This window comes from Herbidospora mongoliensis (genome assembly GCF_001570545.1).
GTDB lineage: Bacteria > Actinomycetota > Actinomycetes > Streptosporangiales > Streptosporangiaceae > Herbidospora > Herbidospora mongoliensis.
The window spans coordinates 266,816-286,019 of record NZ_BBXD01000009.1 but is presented as its reverse complement, the minus strand read 5'-3'; the positions used below and the strand labels follow the sequence as shown (position 1 = coordinate 286,019).

The 19,204-nt window shown below is 70.8% G+C and carries 19 protein-coding genes; 11 read left to right on the top strand and 8 right to left on the bottom strand.

Annotated elements, in window-relative coordinates:
- Positions 1–87: 87 nt before the first annotated feature.
- From AW272_RS05700 to AW272_RS05665, 8 genes are read left to right on the top strand one after another with little or no spacing between them, the layout of a single operon-like run.
- Positions 88–1,365, top strand: a complete 1,278-nt coding sequence (locus AW272_RS05700) for an MSMEG_0569 family flavin-dependent oxidoreductase (protein WP_066361556.1) — start codon at positions 88–90, stop codon at positions 1,363–1,365.
- Positions 1,365–2,180 (top strand): amidohydrolase family protein, encoded by an 816-nt coding sequence (locus AW272_RS05695; RefSeq protein ID WP_174551796.1) that lies wholly within the window; start codon positions 1,365–1,367, stop codon positions 2,178–2,180. Before AW272_RS05700 ends, AW272_RS05695 begins: the two co-directional genes overlap by 1 nt.
- A gap of 9 nt (positions 2,181–2,189) precedes the next feature.
- Positions 2,190–2,711 carry an MSMEG_0572/Sll0783 family nitrogen starvation response protein gene (locus AW272_RS05690; RefSeq protein WP_066361552.1) on the top strand — a complete coding sequence of 174 codons (522 nt, stop codon included), beginning with the start codon at positions 2,190–2,192 and terminating at the stop codon, positions 2,709–2,711.
- Positions 2,711–3,766 carry an MSMEG_0568 family radical SAM protein gene (locus AW272_RS05685; RefSeq protein WP_066361550.1) on the top strand — a complete coding sequence of 352 codons (1,056 nt, stop codon included), beginning with the start codon at positions 2,711–2,713 and terminating at the stop codon, positions 3,764–3,766. Before AW272_RS05690 ends, AW272_RS05685 begins: the two co-directional genes overlap by 1 nt.
- Before the next feature lie 25 nt (positions 3,767–3,791).
- Positions 3,792–5,201 carry an MSMEG_0567/sll0787 family protein gene (locus AW272_RS05680; RefSeq protein WP_083958047.1) on the top strand — a complete coding sequence of 470 codons (1,410 nt, stop codon included), beginning with the start codon at positions 3,792–3,794 and terminating at the stop codon, positions 5,199–5,201.
- A 9-nt stretch (positions 5,202–5,210) separates the two neighbouring features.
- Positions 5,211–6,035 (top strand): carbon-nitrogen hydrolase family protein, encoded by an 825-nt coding sequence (locus tag AW272_RS05675; protein WP_066361549.1) that lies wholly within the window; start codon positions 5,211–5,213, stop codon positions 6,033–6,035.
- Positions 6,036–6,038: 3 nt separating this feature from the next.
- Complete coding sequence (locus AW272_RS05670; RefSeq protein ID WP_066361547.1) at positions 6,039–6,860, top strand: carbon-nitrogen hydrolase family protein; 822 nt, start codon at positions 6,039–6,041, stop codon at positions 6,858–6,860.
- Positions 6,857–7,900 (top strand): MSMEG_0565 family glycosyltransferase, encoded by a 1,044-nt coding sequence (locus AW272_RS05665; protein ID WP_066361545.1) that lies wholly within the window; start codon positions 6,857–6,859, stop codon positions 7,898–7,900. Before AW272_RS05670 ends, AW272_RS05665 begins: the two co-directional genes overlap by 4 nt.
- A 24-nt stretch (positions 7,901–7,924) precedes the next feature.
- Here AW272_RS05665 and AW272_RS05660 read toward each other — a convergent pair whose 3' ends face one another.
- The 5 genes from AW272_RS05660 to AW272_RS05640 form a co-directional block, all read right to left on the bottom strand.
- Positions 7,925–8,431 (bottom strand): calcium-binding protein, encoded by a 507-nt coding sequence (locus AW272_RS05660; RefSeq protein ID WP_066361543.1) that lies wholly within the window; start codon positions 8,429–8,431, stop codon positions 7,925–7,927.
- A gap of 74 nt (positions 8,432–8,505) precedes the next feature.
- Positions 8,506–9,387, bottom strand: a complete 882-nt coding sequence (locus AW272_RS05655) for an AMIN-like domain-containing (lipo)protein (protein WP_066361541.1) — start codon at positions 9,385–9,387, stop codon at positions 8,506–8,508.
- Between the two features lie 206 nt (positions 9,388–9,593).
- On the bottom strand, positions 9,594–10,028 hold the full coding sequence (locus AW272_RS05650) for a PIN domain-containing protein (protein WP_066361540.1): 435 nt from the start codon (positions 10,026–10,028) through the stop codon (positions 9,594–9,596).
- On the bottom strand, positions 10,025–10,252 hold the full coding sequence (locus AW272_RS05645) for a ribbon-helix-helix domain-containing protein (protein WP_066361538.1): 228 nt from the start codon (positions 10,250–10,252) through the stop codon (positions 10,025–10,027). Before AW272_RS05645 ends, AW272_RS05650 begins: the two co-directional genes overlap by 4 nt.
- 70 nt (positions 10,253–10,322) lie before the next feature.
- The gene (locus AW272_RS05640) at positions 10,323–11,642 is read right to left on the bottom strand and encodes a CHAP domain-containing protein (protein WP_066361537.1); all 1,320 of its coding nucleotides are present in this window, start codon (positions 11,640–11,642) and stop codon (positions 10,323–10,325) included.
- A gap of 229 nt (positions 11,643–11,871) precedes the next feature.
- On the opposite strand from AW272_RS05640, the gene AW272_RS05635 reads away from it, so the two are divergent.
- Positions 11,872–12,942, top strand: coding sequence for a cellulose binding domain-containing protein (locus AW272_RS05635; protein ID WP_157518358.1), 1,071 nt, complete (start codon positions 11,872–11,874; stop codon positions 12,940–12,942).
- A gap of 90 nt (positions 12,943–13,032) precedes the next feature.
- Positions 13,033–13,659, top strand: a complete 627-nt coding sequence (locus AW272_RS05630; protein WP_169807497.1) for a hypothetical protein — start codon at positions 13,033–13,035, stop codon at positions 13,657–13,659.
- 66 nt (positions 13,660–13,725) lie between these two features.
- Here the strand turns inward: AW272_RS05630 and AW272_RS05625 are convergent, their stop codons facing one another.
- The 3 genes from AW272_RS05625 to AW272_RS40385 are packed head-to-tail and all read right to left on the bottom strand — an operon-like array spanning position 13,726 to position 17,989.
- Positions 13,726–15,006, bottom strand: a complete 1,281-nt coding sequence (locus AW272_RS05625) for a polysialyltransferase family glycosyltransferase (protein WP_066361532.1) — start codon at positions 15,004–15,006, stop codon at positions 13,726–13,728.
- The gene (locus tag AW272_RS05620; protein ID WP_066361531.1) at positions 15,003–15,941 is read right to left on the bottom strand and encodes a glycosyltransferase family 2 protein; all 939 of its coding nucleotides are present in this window, start codon (positions 15,939–15,941) and stop codon (positions 15,003–15,005) included. Before AW272_RS05620 ends, AW272_RS05625 begins: the two co-directional genes overlap by 4 nt.
- Positions 15,938–17,989: an N-acetylneuraminate synthase family protein gene (locus AW272_RS40385; protein WP_083958045.1), complete on the bottom strand. Its 2,052-nt coding sequence runs from the start codon at positions 17,987–17,989 to the stop codon at positions 15,938–15,940. The genes AW272_RS05620 and AW272_RS40385 overlap by 4 nt, the downstream gene beginning before the upstream one ends.
- Positions 17,990–18,346: 357 nt before the next feature.
- On the opposite strand from AW272_RS40385, the gene AW272_RS05610 reads away from it, so the two are divergent.
- A complete protein-coding gene (locus AW272_RS05610) occupies positions 18,347–19,192 on the top strand; it encodes an alpha/beta hydrolase (RefSeq protein WP_169807496.1) in 846 nt (281 codons plus the stop codon).
- Positions 19,193–19,204 lie beyond the last annotated feature (12 nt).

The window sequence follows — 19,204 nt, the reverse complement described above, 5'->3', positions numbered from 1 at the left end:
GGACGCTCACGCTCGGTGAGCTTCCGTTGACGGGGATTTGTTCCGGATGACATCGATCGGCAACGGCCCGCTCTTGCACTAAGGGGCATGAGAGTCGACGGTTCCGCCCACCCCGTGGTCGTGATCGGCGGTGGCCAGGCCGGGTTGTCGATGAGTCACTGCCTGACCCGGCTGGGCATCGGCCACGTCGTGCTGGAGCGTGGCCGGGTCGGCGAGTCGTGGCGCTCCCGGCGCTGGGACTCCTTCTGCCTCGTCACCCCGAACTGGCAGTGTGACCTGCCCGGATACCCCTACTCGGGCGGCGAGCCCGACGGCTTCATGGTGCGGGACGAGATCGTCTCCTATCTGGAGGGGTACGCCGCCTCGTTCGCGCCGCCCGTCGTCGAACGCGTGACGGCCTCCCGGCTGACCGCCCTGGAGGGCGGGTTCGCCGTCACCACGGACCGGGGCGTGCTGACCGCCGGGCAGGTCGTGGTGGCGACCGGGCCCTACCAGACGCCGGTCGTGCCCCGGGTGGCCGAGCGGCTGACCGTGCCGTCGATCCACTCCGACGCCTATCGCGGGCCGGCCGACCTGCCCGACGGGCCGGTGCTCGTCGTGGGGAGCGGGCAGTCGGGGTGTCAGATCGCCGAAGACCTGTTCCTGGCCGGGCGGACCGTCCATCTCGCCGTCGGGTCGGCTCCCCGGGTCGCGCGGCGCTATCGCGGGCGCGACGTGGTCGAGTGGCTCGACCTGATGGGCTACTACGACCGGCCGATCACCGAGTTCGACGACCCCGACGCCGTGCGTTCGCGGGCCAACCACTACGTGACCGGGCGGGACGGCGGCCGCGACATCGACTTACGGGCCTTCGCACTCCAAGGCATGCGCCTGCACGGACGGCTGACCGCGATCAACGAAGGACAGCTGCAGTTCGCCGGCGACCTGACCGCCAACCTCGACCACGCCGACGCCGTATCCGAGGGCGTCAAGGACTCCATCGACGCGTACATCACCTCGAATGGGATCTCCGCGCCATTCGAGGAGCGCTATGTCCCGGTCTGGCATCCGCCCTTGGCGGGTTCCCAGCTGAGCGCCGCCGACATCGCGGCCGTCATCTGGTGTACGGGCTTCCGGCGCGACCACTCCTGGATCAGGGTCCCCGTGTTCGACGGGACCGGCTACCCCGCCCATACGCGCGGGGTGACGCGCTGCCCCGGTCTCTACTTCCTCGGGCTGCCCTGGCAGCACACCTGGGGATCGGGTCGCTTCTCGGGCGTCGGCCGCGACGCCGAGCATCTCGCCGGGCACGTCTCGGCCCACCTCGCCGGGCAGACCGCCGCCGGCTCCGGCTACTACATCCACCCCGAACTGCTGGGGACGTGATGATCCGAGACGCGCACCGCCATCTGGGCGTGCTGCCCGCCTATCCCTTCTACGGCGGCCCGCCGGTCCGGCCGGACGTCGGCGCCCGCGCCACCATCGCCGAACTGCTGCGCGACCTCGACCGCGAGGGCACCGAGCGGGCGCTGGTGATCCCCAACTACGGCGTGCCCGACCCGGCCGTCGCGTTCTCCTTCAACGAGCTCTGCGTCGAGGCCGCGGCCCGGGACGACCGGATCAGGGCAGGGCTGTGGGTCTCGCCGCTGCCCGCCGACGAGCCGCGCACACTGGCCGCGCTCGCCCTCGCCGGTGAGCCCGGGGTGCGGGCGCTGAAGCTGAGCTTCCTGCTGGGTGGACGTCCGGACGACCCCGCCTGCGAGCCGATGCTCGACCGGATCTTCGCCGTCGCCAGGGAGCGGGACCTGGTCGTGCACGTCCACACCTCGCCCGGCGCGGCCTCGGACATCGACTCGATCGGGCATCTGGTCGAGAGGTACGGCGAGCAGGTCGCCGTCCACCTCGTCCACTTCGGCGGTGGCGCCTCCGGGCACATCAAGCTCGCCGGCTCCCGGTTCTTCGACTGGATCGCGGCCGGCAAGCGCGTCTACACCGACCTCTCCTGGGCCATCGGGTTCGCGCCCCGCTGGCTGGCCCAGGAGATCGACCGGCGCGGCCTCGGCCACGACCGGCTGCTGTTCGCCAGCGACGAACCCTGGGGCGACCACCCCGGGGAGCACGCCCGGCTCAGTGCCGCCGTGGGGGACGGCGAGCTGGCCCGGCTGGTATTCCACGACACCTTCGAGAAGCTCTATGGATAAGGAGCCGTCATGGCCGAAGTGACCGAACTGACCGAGCTTGAGCAGGCCAGCCTCACCGAGATCCCCCACCCGTCGCTGCCCGACGGGTCGAGCCTGTACGGCGAGACGAAGGTCTTCCCCGACTACAAGGCCGAAGACGGCGAGTCGTACTTCACGCTCGTCCACGGCATCGCGCACGAGTCGTCGGTCAGCTTCGTGGCCATCCTCCAGGCGACCAGGGCCCTGCGGAAGGGCTTCGAGTCGGCGATCTACTTCTACGGGCCGGGCTCGCTGAACTGCCTGGCCACCCGGGGTTTCCCGACGACGGGGAACTCGGCGTTCCCCGGTGAGCACAACATCAACAACTCGCTCAAGACGTTCATCGCCGAGGGCGGCAAGGTCTACTGCTGCCGCTTCGGGCTCTCCCTGCACGGCGCGCGCGAGGAGGACCTCATCGAAGGGGTGATCCCGACGCACCCGCTCGACGTGCAGGACGCGCTGATCCATTACTCCCGCAAGGGCGCCATCATCAACTCGACGTACATGTTCTGATGGACCGCGTCTCGACCCGCGTCGACGTGGCCATCCGAGGGGTCCGGCTCGACGCGCCCGTGCGGCGGACCGGCGGCGCCGGTCCGTCGGACGACGGCCACCTGCTCGTCGACGGCCGGAACGCCGCGCTGCCGCTCGACCCCTCCAGCCCCTACGTCGTCCGCGACGGGCGGCTCTTCCTGGGCGGCACCGACATGGGCGTGGCCGTCCGGCCCGTGAGAAGGCCCCGGTTCTACGACCTGTCGACGGCCGACGGAGTGCCGTACGAGAAGATCGCGAAGCTTCACGGGGCCGACGTGCTGGCCACGACCGTGGTGCAGACCTGCGTGCGGTACGCCGAAGAGGACCGGTGCCGGTTCTGCGCCGTGGAGGAGTCCCTTACGAACGGCGCGACCGTGGCGGCCAAGACCCCCGCGCAGCTCGCCGAGGTGGCCGCTGCGGCGGTCCGGCTCGACGGGGTGCGGCAGATGGTCATGACGACCGGGACGACGTCCGGGGCCGATCGTGGGGCCAAGGTGCTGGCACGGTCGGTCACGGCCGTGCTGGGCGCGGTGCCCGGGTTGCCGATCCAGGTGCAGTGCGAGCCGCCCGGCGATCTGGCCTGGATCTCGGAGCTGAAGCGGGCCGGGGCGCATGCCATCGGGATCCACGTCGAGTCGCTCGACGACGAGGTCCGGCGGCGGTGGACGCCCGGGAAGGCGCGGACCCCGCTGTCCGCGTACTGGGCCGCCTGGGACGAGGCGGTCCGGGTGTTCGGGCGGAACCGGGTGTCGACCTACCTGCTGATCGGGCTGGGGGAGTCGCCGGACGAACTCGTCGCGGGGGCCTCCCGGCTGATCGCGCACGGCGTCTATCCGTTCGTGGTGCCCTACCGGCCGCTCGCGGGGACGCTGGGGCGGCGTGACGGCGTACCGGCGCCGTCGAGGGAACTGGTCCACGACGTGACCGAACGCGTGGCCGCGATGCTGCGCGGCGCCGGGATGACCGGCGCCGAGCAGGGCGCGGGGTGCGCGGCGTGCGGCGCGTGCAGCGCCCTGGCGACGGCGGGCGGGTGATCCGGTGACTTCCTCGGTCTGCGATGTGTTGCTGACTGACGCGCCGGAGCTCGCCGCCCCGGGCCCGCTTCATGTTCCGGCGCTGCTCGGATCCCGCCAGGTCCCGCCTCGGTTCGTCATCGAGGCGAGCGCCGACCGGGGTTGCCTGTACGCCTACCGGCTCCTCCGGCGGCGGGTCTTCGTCGAGGAGCAGGGGCTTTTCGAGGGCGACGACCTGGACTTCCGGGACGAGGATCCGCGCACCGTCGTGCTGGTGGCGCGGGACCCGGCCGGGGTCGTCATCGGCGGGGTGCGGCTCGGGCCGGTGGGCGACGGGCCCGACATCGGGTGGTGGCGCGGTTCCCGGCTCGTGGTCGACCCGGGGCTGCGCGGGGCTCCCGGCGTGGGGCCCGCGCTGATCCGGGCGGCGTGCGCCTTCGCGGAGGACGCGGGGGTGCTGCGGTTCGAGGCCGACGTACAGGAACGGGCCGTTCCGGTTTTCAGCAGGCTCGGGTGGCAGGCGGTCAAGGCCGCGAAGGTGGCCGGGCGGCCGCATCTGACGATGCGGTGGCCCATCGGGAGGCTCGCCCAGGCGGCGGCGGGGAAGGCGGTCCTCGGGCCGCTGCTGCGCGGGCTCTCGCCCGGCGGGCGCGGCTGGGTCGGCGACGACGGCGCGCCGGTGCCCGGCAGCGACGTGGTCGCGGCGTGTGACGCGATCCTGCCGTCGATGGTCGAACGCGACCCCGACTGGGCCGGATGGTGTTCGGTGCTGGTCAACCTGAACGACCTCGCCGCCATGGGCGCGACGCCCGTCGGGCTGCTCGACGCGCTGGGCGCGCGGGACGCCTCGTTCGCGGCGCGGGTGCTCACCGGGCTGCGGCGCGCGTCGATGGCCTATGACGTGCCGGTCCTCGGTGGGCACACCCAGCTCGGGGTGCCCGCCGCGCTCGCCGTCACCGCCCTCGGGCGGACCTCGAAGCCGGTGCCGGGCGGGGGCGGGCGGCCGGGTCAGGCGGTGCGGCTGACCGCCGACCTCGGCGGCCGGTGGCGTACCGGCTACACCGGGCGGCAGTGGGACTCCACCTCGACGCGGACGACCGAGGAACTGCGCGCCATGCTCGGCGCGGTCGGGCAGGCTCAGCCCGCGGCGGCCAAGGACGTGTCCATGGCCGGGATCGCCGGCACGCTGGGGATGCTGGCCGAGGCCAGTGGCTGCGGCGCGGTGCTCGAACCCGCGAAGGTGCCCAGGCCCGCCGGGGTGACGACGGGCGACTGGCTGACGTGCTTCCCCGGGTTCGCCATGCTCACGGCGGGCGGCCCCGCGCTGGCGGCAGGACCGGCGGCAGGGGCCGAGTGCGGTGAGCTCGTGGTCGGGGGCGGAGTGCGGTTGCGCTGGCCCGATGGGGTGGAGACGGAGGCCGTACCGCGGTCGGTGACCGGTCTCGGAACGGCCTGAGGAGGACACATGACCATTCGGCTGGCGGCCGTCGCCGCCCCCTTCGGCCGGGACCTCGACGAGTGTTTCGCCACGATCGAGCGCCTGGCTTTCAGAGCTCGGTCGGAGGGCGCGTCGGTATTGGCGCTTCCCGAGGCGTGCCTGGGCGGATATCTGGCGAATCTGGGTGGCGAGGCGGCCGGACCTCCGGCGCTGCGCCGGGACGGGCCGGAGCTCGCCCGGCTGGCCGGCATCGCCGGAGACATGGTGATCTGCGCCGGATACTGCGAGGCGGAGGGGGACCTGCGGTTCAACTCCGTCGTCTGCGTGACCGGCGACGGCATCCTGGGACACCACCGCAAGGTCCACCAGCCGCTGCGCGAGAACCAGAGCTACGCGGCCGGTGACGGCTTCACCGCCTTCGACACCCCGGCCGGCCGGATGGGCATGATGATCTGCTACGACAAGGCGTTCCCCGAGTCGGCCCGATCGCTGGCCCTGGACGGCGCGCAGATCGTCGTCTGCGTCTCGGCCTGGCCGGCCAGCCGCACCGATCCCGCGCCCGACCTGGCCGACGACCGCTGGACCCGCCGGTTCGACCTGTTCGATCAGGCGCGGGCGCTGGAGAACCAGGTGGTGTGGGTGTCGTCCAACCAGTCGGGCACCTTCGGCGACCTGCGCTTCGTCGGCCGCGCCAAGATCGTCGGTCCGGGCGGCGAGATCCTGGCCGCCACGGGCGTCTCCGCCGGTGTCGCGGTCGCCTCCCTGGATCTTGAGGAGACCCTGGCGACCGCCCGGCGGTCGATGGGGCATCTGCGGGATCGCCGTCCCGAGGCGTATGCGGCAGGATTCTGATCCGTGCTCCGCATCGCCGCCGCCTCCGCGCACTTCGGCCGTGACCTGGAATTCGACCTCCAGCGGGTCGCCAAGCTCATCGCCGACGCGCGCCTGGAGGGGGCCGGGCTGCTCGTGCTGCCCGACGCGACCCTGGGCGGCTACCTCGCCGACCTCCGGCACCCCGACCCCTCGGCCCTGCCGCCCGCCCTCGATCCCGACGACCCCCTGATCAAGCGGGTCGCGGAACTGGCCGCCGAGATGGTCGTCTGCGTCGGCTACTGCGAGGCCGAGGGCGACCTGCGCTACAACTCGGCCGTCTGCGTGACCGGCGACGGCGTGCTCGGCCGCCACCGCAAGGTGCACCTTCCGGCCGGGGAGATCGCGGCCTACTCACCCGGCGACCGGTTCGACGCCTTCGACACCCCGGCCGGGCGGGTCGGCATGCTGATCGACTACGACAAGACCTTCCCCGAGTCGGCCCGATCTCTGGCCCTCGACGGCGCGGAGATCATCGCCTGCCTGTCCGCCTGGCCGACCAGCATCACCAACCGGGCCCCGCGCATGGCTCAGGACCGGCAGTCGCGTCTTTTCGATCTGTACGACTGCGCGCGCGCCGCCGAGAACCAAGTGGTGCTGGCCTCCTCGAACCAGACCGGCGCGATGGGCGGGATGCGGTTCCTCGGCCAGGCCAAGGTGGTCGGTCCCGGCGGGGACATCCTGGCCCGCACGTGGTCGAAGGCCGGCCTCGCGGTGGCCGAGGTGGACGTGGCGGCCGAGATCGGGCAGGCGCGGCGGGTGCTGCGGCACATCGGGGAACGGCGGCCGGGGGCCTACCGGGGATGAGGATCGCGCTGCTGACCTACTCGACGAAACCCCGGGGCGGGGTCGTGCACACCCTCGCCCTCGCCGAGGCGCTGGCGGCCCTCGGGGAGGACGTCGAGGTGTGGGCGCTGGGGCGCGGGGGCGACCGGCGGTTCTACCGGCCGGTGACGGTGCCCGTCCACATCATCGACTGCCCCGACGTGCCGGGCGAGACCGTGGGGGAGCGGGTCCTGCGGTCGATCGACCTGCTGGGGCGGGCTTTCACGCCCTCTCTGTACGACATCGTGCACGCCCAGGACTGCATCACCGCCAACGCGGTCGGCCCGTGCGTCCGGACCGTCCACCACCTCGACCACTTCACGACGCCCGAGCTGGCGGCCTGCCACGAACGCGCACTGGTCGAGCCCTTCGCCCACGTCTGCGTCTCGTCGGCGGTGGCTTCGGAGCTTGTTGACGGGTGGGGCATCTCCGCCCAGGTCATCCCGAACGGCGTGGACGCCGCGCGGTTCGCATCGGCCGACGGATCTTCGTGGCGTGCTCGTTTCGGTACGTATGTCCTGACGGTCGGCGGCATCGAACCCCGCAAGGGCTCCCTCGACCTGCTCGAAGCGCACGCCCTATTGCCGGAGTATCCGCTGGTCATCGCGGGCGGGGAGACGCTGTTCGACTACCGCGACTATCGAGCGGCGTGGGAGGCCAGGGCTCTTGAGCTGGGCGTCGCGCCGGTCGTGCTCGGCCCGGTGCCGCACGACGACCTGCCCGGCCTGGTGGCGGGGGCGTCGGCGTTCGCGTTCCCGTCGACGAAAGAGGGCTTCGGCCTGGCCGCGATGGAGGCCCTGGCGGCCGGGGTGCCGCTGGTGGTGCGTGACCTGGCGGTCTTCCGCGACATCTTCACCGGTGCCGCGTTGTTCGCCGCCGACGCGGGCACGTTGGCGGCGCGTCTGCGCGAGGCGGTGACCGTCCCGTCGGCGGAGCGAGCGGCGGCGGGGAAGGCGCTGGCCGCCCGGCACACTTGGCACCGGGCGGCTCTCGCGCATCGCGACTTCTACCGATCTCAGTGACGCGTGGTGCCGCGTTGAGCGGGATCAGGCGTCGGCCTCGCAGCCCGTCTCGGTCTCGGCCGTGCACCTGTCGAACCCGGCGACCCCGTTCGCGACGTCGACTCCGCCGTTGCCCTTGAGGGTGTCGTCGCCGGAACCCCCGTTGAGCCCGTCCCGCCCCGAACCCCCGTTCAGGACGTCGATCCCCGCGCCGCCCAGCACGCTCGACTGGAACGACGTGCCGTTGGAGAACGTGTCGTCGCCCCCGAGCAGGGCGACGTCCAGGAACTGGATCGCGCCGGAGCACTGGGCCACCGCCCCCGACTGGACGCACCCGGCGCCGGCCACGATCCCCGACGTGGAGTCGACGGTCAGCGTCCCGAACTGGAAGCCGACGTTGACGGCCTCCCCGACGCCGGTGCCGACGATGAACAAGGTCTTCCCCGAGACGTGCACGGACGTGTCCGTCGCCGCCTGCGCGGGAGTGGTGACCATCGCCAGACCCGCCGCGACGAGCGCGAGAGTGGCGAGGACACGGTGTACGAAAGACATCTGAGTTCCCCCATCGTGTGTGCTGACGGGGTTCAGGAAATCGTGAAGTCAGGTGACTGTCTGTGCAGAAATCCTCACGGCTCCAAGGACTCGGGGATCGAGTCGCTGTTGCCGTTGGGCCGCTCGGTGTGCCCGGCCGCGTCGTAGATCTTCACCCACTTGATCGAGGTGAAGCCCTTGAGGGTCGCGTTGATGTGGTTGGCGACGGTGAAGGTCGAGCCGCCGCTGCGCACGTTCCCGGTGAGGTAGACCCGCGCGACCTTGTTCTTGACGGTCAGCTTGCTGAACCCGGTCGCCCCGGAGGCCACGAACCGCAGTCCCGCCTTCTGCTCGGCCGCCGTCGGCCCGGCGAACAGCCGCTGCAGCGCCCCGTTGGCCGTGCTCGGCGGGATGACCTGACGCGACACGGCCTTGAGCTTCGGCTCGCGCGGGAGGTCGAGGAAATGGACCTTCACCGGGACGGTGCGGTAGTTCACGGTGAAGTCGACGACGACCCGGCTCGGATTGGTCAGCGTGTACATCCGGTAGGACGCCTTCTTGGCCAGCCCCACCCCGAACGACAACGTCGCCTCCCAGTCGCCCGTGTTGACGACCTGGATGACACCCGGCAGCGCGTACGTCCGGCGGGCCGCGCCGTAGGTGGAGCCGCCCTGGTCGCTGTGGCCGCGGGCGTCGAAGAACCGTAAGGCCAGCTTCGCGCTCCCGGGGACGGGAACGGTGTGCCCCGACCCGTCGGCGATCAGCTTGGGCACGTACTCCGCGATCCGGGTGGGCGGCAGCCCGTTGCGGAACTCGAAGACGAGACGGTCGATACCGGGATGCCGGTCGGCCCGGATCGCGACCAGCTGGGGCACCGCCTTGGCCGTCGCGGCGGGCGTCACCGCCATGGGGGCCAGCAGGCCGGCCAGCCCGGCGGCGAGAGCGGTTCTGGCGAGGGTGGAACGTAGGGCGATCATCTTTTCTCCAGAGGTTTGTCACGTTCCAAGAAAGGAGCCTCCCCGAAGGGGACAGGCTGACCTTTAAGACGTGGCGAACCGCCCAGAAGTTTGGCGAGTCCGCAGACCGTATGGAAGTGTGGCGCACCGGCCATCTTCTCCGGCCTCGGAGTCGGAGGCCGGTGCGCCGCCGGACCGGCTCAGAACGTCCCGGCTGTCGTCTGCGGTCAGATGTCGTCGGGGAGAACTCTGAAGGCCTGGTGCCGGGTGAGTGGCCGGACGGCCCGGAAATCGCGCCGGTCGAGGGTGAGAACCGCGTCGGTCGCGTACGACGCCGCGAGCACCACATTCACGGCATCGGCCAGGTCGAGATTGAGCGCGGCGTAGCGTGCCTGGACGGTCGTGGCCTGTTCCAGGGACTCGCAGCCGATTTCCGGTATCTGGAACCGCATGCGACGGACGTTCGCGAGGACGAAGGCCAGGAGTTCTCGCCTGCCGGCGTGGCCGAAGCGCACCTTCGCCATATGGTCGACCTCGGCGAGGACGAGGGGCGAGACGATGACCGTACCGGCCTCTCCGAGGAGCTTCCGGCAGTCTGCCGACTCCGGCGCATTCGCGTCGGAGGCCGCGATCAGCCCGGAAGTGTCCGCGATGAGGATCACTCCCGGGTCATCGCTTTCGTGACTTCGTCGCTGGTCGCGGGGGTTCCGTCGCCGTCGAAGACGGGCCAGTCGAGAGGGTCGTCCCACACGCGGTTGGCCATGGCGGCGAGGTGGATGCCCTCACGGATGATCTCCGCCTCGGGAATGCCGCGACGCCTGGCGGCCTCTTTGATCAGTGCCAGGTCTTCGGGGTCGGCGTAGACGTTGGTCCGCTTCATCGACATGTACCAACGCTAACACACGTACAGGAAACGAATCAGGCCGCCCGGAACCGGGCGGCCTGGACTCCGGAGGCTAGAACGTTCCGGTGAAGGCGCCCGGGTGCGTCACGCCCGCGCCCGGCCCGAACGTGTGCCGGACCCCGGTCTTCGTCGTGATGACGTAGCCGGTCGCCGTCGTGGCGATGTCGGCCGCTTCGGCGGAGCCGTCGGGCAGGTCGCCCAGGTGCTTGGCGTCGCCGAAGGCGTGGACGCCGCCCGCCACGTCCACCATCACGTACCCCTTCCCGGACGCGGTGCCGGACATGGCCACGATCGCGCGGTCGAACGTCGTCGCGTTGCCGTACCACTTCGCCGCGCCGAACGGATGCACCTGCCCCGCCGACGTCAGCAGCCAGTAGCCACCCGTCGTCACCTCGATGTCGACGAAGTCCCCCGAATACCCCTCCGGCGACGACGTGATCCACACGCCCGGCCCGTAGACCTGGCCTGTCGAGGTCGTCACCAGATACCCGTTCGGAGCCGCGTCGATCGCCACCAGCTCACCCACCGCGGTGGCAGGGCGCGCGACGGGGGCCGCCGCGTCCCCGTACGGAAAGATCTGACCCGACGACGAGAGGAGCCAGTACCCCGCGCCGGACGGCGTCACCGCCGCGTCCGTGACGCGCCCGGAGACGGCAGGGGCCGCCCCGGGCAGACCGCCGAACACCTGGCCCGTCGAGGTCACCGACAGGAAGCCGGTCCCGAACGGACGCGCACCCCCGCCGTTCACCAGCGCCGGGTAGTCGACCGGCCCGCCGCCGGTCGACAGGATGCCCATGTTCTTGGTCGCGTGGACGACCCCGGCCACGCTGTACGAGGCCCAGAACGAGTCCAGCCGCCCCCCGTGCCAGCGCATCGGGTTGCGCACCACCTGCGAGTTCTGGCCGATCGTCACGACGTTGCGGGTGCCGTCCTTGTTGACGGTCACACGCTCCACCACGACCACGTGACCGGCCGCGCCGCTGCGGTTCATGACGACCATGTCGCCGGGGACGATCGACTTGATCGAACCGTTGGCCTGGCGTTCCATGCCCAGGGCCGCCGCGCGGGTGAAGATCTGCGAGGCGATCCCCACGCCCGAGAAGACGCCCGAGTGCCAGCCGCGCTTCAGGTAGAAGCGCTGCGGTAACTCGACGCACTGCCACCAGTTGTAGGAGACTCCGCCGACGTGTCTCTGGCCGGCGCAGCTGGTCGCGGTGCTGGAACCGCAGATCGGCACGCCGCTGCCGGCGAACCACCCCGAGCCCGCGAGCCTCAGCGGGGCCCCCGCCGCCGTGGCCTCGGCCGGTGTGGTGGTGGCCAGCAGGCCGGCGGCCAGGCCGGTGAAGATGATCTGTTGGAGAGGTGTGGACAACGTCCCGCGTCCTTCCGTGGATGACACGACGGGACGACAGACTGCCGAAACCTTACGTCACAGGTTGCCCGGAATACCCCTTTGGTATCACCTGGGAGTCCGCCGACGCCGAACAGCCCCGATGGGCGGTGTCTGAAAGGTTCACCGATTCGACCGGCTGACGTGCGCGAACACCAGATCGTGCGACCGAACGTTGTCCCAGGCACCCTCGACGCCCAGCATCCTGGTCATGAAGGCCCGACTGGCGCTGGTCACTGGAGCCCTGCTCGCGATCACCACCTCCCTCCCCGCGTACGCCGCGGACACCACACCGCCGACGCGACCGACGGGGCTCATCTCGTGCCCGCCGCCCAGCGCGCCAGGTCAGCAGTACGGCTACGCCAGCATCTGCTGGCAGCCCGCCACCGACGACGCCGGCCCTGTCGCCGAGTACGAGCTGTACGTCCTGGAGGCCACAGGCTTCAGGCTGGCCACCACGACGACGGGCACCCTCGCCGGAACGACGGGCGTCATGGGCCGCGCCTACACCCTGTACGTCATGGCCGTCGACGCCTCCGGCAACCGCAGCGCGCCGTCGGCGTTCATCACGGTCACCGCGACGACGGGCATGCAACCCTCGCCGACCCCCACTCCGTCGCCGTCGCCGATCCCGGACGAGACGCCGCCGTCGCAGCCGGCGAACGTGCGCGACGGCTGCGTGTTCGACTTCCCGGGCACCGGTTTCTGCTGGAACGCCTCCACCGACGACGTCGGAGTGACCGCCTACGACGTCTACCGCGAGTCCCCGCAGCAGGGATGGGTCAAAGCCGGGACCACCGCGCAGACCTTCTTCATCGAGACCGGCCTGGTGACCGGCCAGTACTACAACTACACGGTCGTGGCCAGAGACGCCGCCGGCAACGTCAGCAGGCCCTCGGCGGTCACCCCGGTACTGGCCAGGCCCGGCTTCCCCACGCCGACCCCGACCCCGACCCCGACGCCGTCGTGCGAGGTGACGTACAACACGAGCGCCTGGAACACCGGCATGAGCACGTGGATGACGGTGAAGAACACCGGCACGACGCCCGTCGGCGCCTGGACGCTGGCCTTCACCTTCCCGGACGCGGGCCAGCGGGCGACCCAGGGATACAGCGCCACCTGGACCCAGGCAGGGGCAGTGGTCACGGCGGTGAACCTGCCGTGGAATGCCGAGATCAGGCCTGGCGCGACCCTGCACCTCGGCTTCACCGGAGCGCATACCGGGACGAACCCGAAGCCGGCCGCCTTCACGCTCAACGGGGGCGCTTGCACGGTCACGTAGGCCCGAGGCCGGCGAAACGCACGTCCGGCGGCCCTGGATCACGCGATGAATCCGGGTCTTGTCATTCGGTGATGTGCGCCCATTCTGGGGATGACGGGCTTCGTCCACACGGGGAGTCTTCGCATGCCATCGGACGGTTTCTCGACACCATCGCGACGCCGGCTCCTGACCATGGTGGCCGGCGCCGGCCTCGTGGCGGTCGCCGCGCCGCTGGCGACCGCCACCCCCGCGCAGGCGTCGCAGCATCTGTGGCGCTGGTGCTTCCAGTGCAGCGGCCTCTGGTTCTCCGGTAACAACACCAACGGTCACTGCCCTCTCGGCACCGGCCTGTTCGGCTGGGAGCATCCCCACCGGAGTGCCGGCAGTGGCGACTACGTGCTCACGCTCCACGACGAACCGGGCGCCGGACAGACCGATTGGTGGTGGTGCAACCGTTGTGCGGGGCTTTGGACGGTGCTTCTGGGCGTGTTTGTGCCCAAGTGCCCGAACCCGCAATACCTGAACGGCGTGCATGTCAACTCCGGGTCCGGCATGTACAAGCTGGAGACGCTTCCGAACATGACCAACGGACCCGGCGGGCAGGCCCAGTGGTTTACCTGCCGGAAGTGCGCGGGATTGTTCTTCGCCGGAAACACGCCCCAGGGAGTCTGCCCGGCCGGCGGCGCCCACGAGCGGGCATCCGGCCCCGGCTCGGAACACGTCTTGCGCCAGCTCTGAGCAGGCGACGCCTGGCTCGGGAGAACGGCCGGAGAGTTCTCCCGGAGATGGCTTTCGTGAGCCGGATCAGCCTTTGACGATCTGCTTCAGCCGGGCGAGGCCGGTTTTGGGGGGCGGCGGGGGAGGGGACGCGGGCTTCTCGATGAGGCCCAGCACCTCCAGGCGCTTCTTCTTGAAGTAGCGCACCGGCCCGTGGGCCTTCACGTAGGCCTGGGCCGCGTCGCGCAGCTCGGGGTGGGCCGCGCTCTGCATGCAGTAGGCGACCGCGTCGACCAGGCCCTTCACGTCGGAGACGATCGGGTCGGTCAGCGAGCCGTCGGCCTCCAGGCGGGGGACCGTCGCGTCGACGATCGTGACGGGGACCCGATTGCTGTTCTCGTACGGGGCCAGGCGCTCCAGCAGCAGTTGCGTGCCCACCGTGGCGACCGGCAGGCCGAAGAAGCGGCGGGCGGTCATCAGGCCCGTGGAGAAGCAGCTCACCACCAGGCTGACGCGGCGGGTGGCGAACAGGACCTCCGCCGGGACGTCTTCCGGCGCGGTCACCAGGGTCGCGCCCAGACCGGTGGCCAAGCGGGTCAGCTCGCGGCCCTGGTGCTTGCCGCAGGCCGGGTGGGGCTTGAAGACGATCGTGCGGTGGCCCCGCGCGACGACGGCCTTGACCATGTCGGCGTGCAGGCGGAACTCGTCGTCGGGCGTCAGGATGCCCAGGGCCGAGAGGTACTGGCCGAGGATGACGGCCTCGCCCTCGGGCTGCGGGCCGCAGGCGACCGCGACCCGGCCGACCACGTCGGCGAAGGTGCCCGGCGGCAGGGGCTGCGACGGCACGTCGTATTCGGTCAGCAGGAGCGGGTCGACGCCGGGCACCAGATCGAGGTGGAGCAGGCGCTCGACGCGGCCGATGATCTCGCGGGGGAGCGGGTCGCGGGTGGGGCTGTGGGCCATCAGGCCGTCGGAGTAGACGGTGATCGGATAGTCCTTGAAGAGCCCGGCGAGCACGCGCGCGGGCGGCACGACGATCGACTCGAGGATCAGCTCCTCGATGTGGGGCAGGCCGAGCGTCTCGTGGAACATCCGCGACAGCAGCGGGGTCTCGATCGCGCGCGGCTTCCAGTCGGCCGGGTGGAGCGGCGCGATGACGTCGTTCCACACGAGCACCCGCGAGAAGCGCTCGCGCAGGGCGGCGTAACCGGGGGTCTCGTGGAGCGGGAGCGCGATCTCCGGGATCGGGTCGTTGCCGCTGACGATCAGGACCCGCTCGCGCGAGGCCGGGCCGAAGACCCCGGCGTCGATGCCCGCCGCCAGCGTCATCGCGCCGAAGAACCGTGAGGCGTAGAAGACCTGCGTCACGGGACCTCCAGGAAGCGGGTGAGGTGGATTCGCTGCTCGGGCTCGAGCGCCTCCACGCTCTCGCGCACCAGCTCCTCCGGCAGGCGGCGGACGCGTTCGGCGCCGCGCGCCTCGAACTTCGCCAGTATCTCCGGGGTGAACCGCTCGCCGGTGGACAGGTGGTGGGCCAGCAGGGCGCAGAAGGTGCGCGCGGCCTTCGGCAGGAACCGGTCCTCGACCTCCTCGAAGACCAGGTCGAAGGCGTCGAAGAAGTGGAGCTGGCGCTCGTCGCCGATCTGGGTCAGCGACTGCGGGACGCCCCGGCGGTAGAAGACCCCGGCGATCGAGACGGCCGCGAACGAGCGGGCCCGCTGGTGCAGCCGCCAGATCCACGGCCGATCCTCGGCGGTGTGCAGGCCGCCGGGGAAGGTGAGCAGGTCGCCCAGCGTCTCGCGGCGGTAGACGCCGGCCCACGCGTAGGGGTAGTCGACCATCGTCTTGGCGCCCGCGGGCAGGATCGCCTCGCGCGGGTCGAGGACCACCCCGCGCCGGGAGGCCGGCGCGCGGTGGGTCTCTCTCTTCAGGCCGTTGACCTGTACGTGGTCGACCCGGACGAAGTCGCAGCCGAGGCCGTCGATCGCGCCGACCAGGTCGGCCAGGTAACCCCGGCCGAGCCAGTCGTCGGCGTCGAGGAAGGTCACGTACTTGCCGGAGGCCAGCTTCAGGCCGACGTTGCGGGCGTCGGCCAGCCCGACCGGCACCTGATTGCGGATCAGGTGCAGGCCGGGGAGCTCCTTGCGGAACTCGTCGGTGATCGCGCCCGTGTCGTCGGCCGAACCGTCGTCGACGACGATGACCTCGAAGTCGGCCCGCTGGTTGCGGACCAGGGACGTGAGCGCGTCGGCGATGTAGGCGGCGCCGTCGCGGACCGGGACGATCACCGAGAGGGTTATCACACGGTCACCCTGCGCAGGCGGGCCCGGGGGGCCTCCTCACCCGGGAAGACGCGCTTGACGCCGTCGCCCAGAGCCTTTTCGATGATGCGGATGTCCCGGACCAGATGCTCCAGGCCGCTCGGCTCGAGCGAGGCGGCGTGGTCGGAGCCCCACATCGTGCGATCGAGGGTGATGTGACGCTCGACCGTGACGGCGCCGAGGGTGACGGCCGCCAGCGAGATCTGCAGGCCGCGCTCGTGGCCCGAGTAGCCGACCGGCACGCCGTAGCGCTCCCGGAGGGTGATGATCGTGCGCAGGTTGGCCTCCTCGGGAGGCAGCGGGTAGGTCGACGTGGCGTGCATCATGACCAGGTTCTGGGTGCCCAGGATATCGACAGCCGCGTCGATCTCCTCAAGAGTCGACATACCGGTCGAGAGCAGAATCGGCTTGCCGGTCTCGGCCAGCGCGCGCAGCAGCTCGTGGTCGGTGATCGACGCGGAGGCGACCTTGTGGGTGAGAACGTTCATGTTCTCCAGGAACTCCACCGACGGCACGTCCCACGGGGAGGCGAACCAGTCGATGCCCTTCTCGGCGCAGTAGAGCGCGATCTGCTGGTATTCGTCCTTGCCGAACTCCGTGCGGATCTTGTACTCCATGTAGGTCATCTCGCCCCACGGAGTCTGCCGGATCTGCGAGCGCTGCTCCATCGGCACGCAGATCTCCGGCGTGCGCTTCTGGAACTTGACCGCGTCGCAACCGGCCTCGACGGCCACGTCGATCAGCCGCTTGGCGATCTCGACGTCACCGTTGTGGTTGATGCCGATCTCGCCGATCACGTAGACCGGGTGGCCGGTGCCCAGCAGGCTCTCGCCGATGCGCACCGCCCTCGGCTCGGCCAGGCTGGGGCGCACGCGCGGGGCGGGCGTCTCGACGGAGGGCACGGGCTGGGCGGCGAGCACCCGGTCGGCCAGTTCGCGGACGGCGCCGGCGCCGCCCTGCTGGGTCAGCACGACCCGGGCGGCCTTGAGCACCTGGGAGTGGGACCCGGGCACCGCGACCGGCCAGCCGACGAGCGACATGCAACCGAGGTCGTTGACGTCGTTGCCGACGTAGGCGACCCGCTCGGGGTCGAGGCCCTCGATGGCCAGCCAGTCGGCCAGCGCGTTGGCCTTGGCCGACAGGCCCTGCAGCACCGGCACGCCGAGCTTGCGGGCGCGGGCGGCCACGACCGGGTTCTGCTCGGTCGACAGCACCAGCACCTTGATCCCGGCGCGCAGCAGCAGCGAGACGCCCATGCCGTCGGCGCGCGAGACGGCGACCATCTCGCGGCCCTCGGAGTCGACGAACGCGCGGTCGTCGGTGTGGACGCCGTCGAAGTCGGTGACCACGGCGTCGACGTCGATCGGCAGCGGCTGGTCGACCACGTGGGCCAGTGCGCGCACGATGTCGAGGTCTTCGGGGGTGTCGATCTCGTGGGCGGTCACGCTCTTGACCGGCTGCACGGCGACGGTGCCGAAGAAGCGGTGACCCGCCTCCTTGAAGCCGTCGGCGCGCATCACGTAGAAGGCGCCGGTCTCGCGGTAGTGAGGCTCACGGTCCTGGCGGCGCGGGCGGGTGGCCGGGTCGTGGTTGATGCCGGCGCCGCCCTCCGTCCAGAGGAACTCGTAGGTCTCCAGACCGGAGAACACGACGTCGGCCTCGCCGGACAGCACCTTCGCGACGGCGGCGTCGACGTCGGCCGGGTCGATGAACGCGCTGGTGGCCTGCACGAGCAGCACGATCTCCGGCGTCTGGCCGAGCGCGGCCAGGGCGTGGAGGACGGCCGACTCGCTCGAGGCGGTCGAGCCGGCGATCTCGGCCGGACGGTCGACGATCTGGGCACCCGCGGCCTCGGCGGCGGCGGCGATCCCCTCATGGTCGGTGCTCACGACCACGGTGTCGATGGACTCGGCGCGAACGAGCGCGCTGACGGCCCGGGAGACCAGGGGAATCCCCCCGACGCGCTCCAGGTTCTTCAGCGGCACGCCCACCGAACCACCACGGGCGGGGACAACGGCCAGGACTCGCACGGGGTCAACTCCTCAAAGGGTGGTAACCCCCAGGTTGGGGGGTCCCAGGAAACTTAGTCACGAGTGTGACCAGAATGGGGTTGGTGAGCTTAACGGTTATGGTCGCGCACGTTAACTTTGTGTGCCATACGCCCGGCTTTGATCATTTTTGAGCGCTCTGACCTGCGGATTTCGCATGACGATTTGGAGGCTATCGCATGACTGAGTAACTCGTTTACCCAGCAATCCGGGCATCTATCCAAATGATCAAACTTCAGATAGAAGTCACATATGCGACGACTTTTGCTGGTTGTGTGTTTACCTATGGTTCTTCTGTCGGCCGCTTGCACCGACGCCCCTCAGGAAAGGCAGGCCCCTTTGACGACCGCCCTCACCCCCCGCATCGCCGAGAGGACGGCGGTGGACGACCGTCAGGACGCCCTGACGATCGCCTCGGCGGCGCTCGGGCGCGACGCGCAGGTGCGCGTGCTCAAACCGGCGGGCTGGACCGAGGGTTCGACCGGCTGGCCGGTCCTCTACCTGCTGCACGGCTGCTGCGAGCCGACCGGTGACACCTGGCTGTCCAAGGGCGACGCCGCGAAGGTGACCGCGAACCTTTCGGCCGTCGTGGTGGTCCCCGAAGGCGGCAGCGACGGCTGGTACGCCGACTGGCTCGACGGCCCTGCCTGGGAGACCTTCCACATGAAGGAGGTCCGCACCCTCGTCGAGGACCTCTACGGCGTCGGGGAGCGCCGCGCCATCGCCGGCCTGTCGATGGGCGGCCACGGCGCTCTCGGGTACGCCGCCCGCAACCCCGGGGTGTTCGAGGCGGTGGCGTCCTTCTCCGGGGTGCTCGACATCCGGATGGACGTGCCGGGTTTCTCCTCGTTCCTCCGCGACAACGGCGCCGACCCCGACAAACTCTGGGGCCCGCTCCCGGGCCGGGAGGACAACTGGCGCGCCCACAACCCCGCCGACCTCGCGCCCAAGCTCAAGGGCCTGCGCCTCTACGTGTCGGCGGGCAACGGCGAACCGGGCGAACTCGACTCCGGTGGCGGCACCGACTCCGGCGAACAGTCGATCCTGCGGCAGAGCCAGCGCTTCATCCGCGCGGCCAAGATGGCGGGGCTGACCGTCGAGACCGACCTCTACGGCAACGGCACCCACGACTGGCCCTACTGGACCCGAGCCCTCGAACGGGCACTTCCGACATTGCTGCCGTGACCTGGCCCGCGC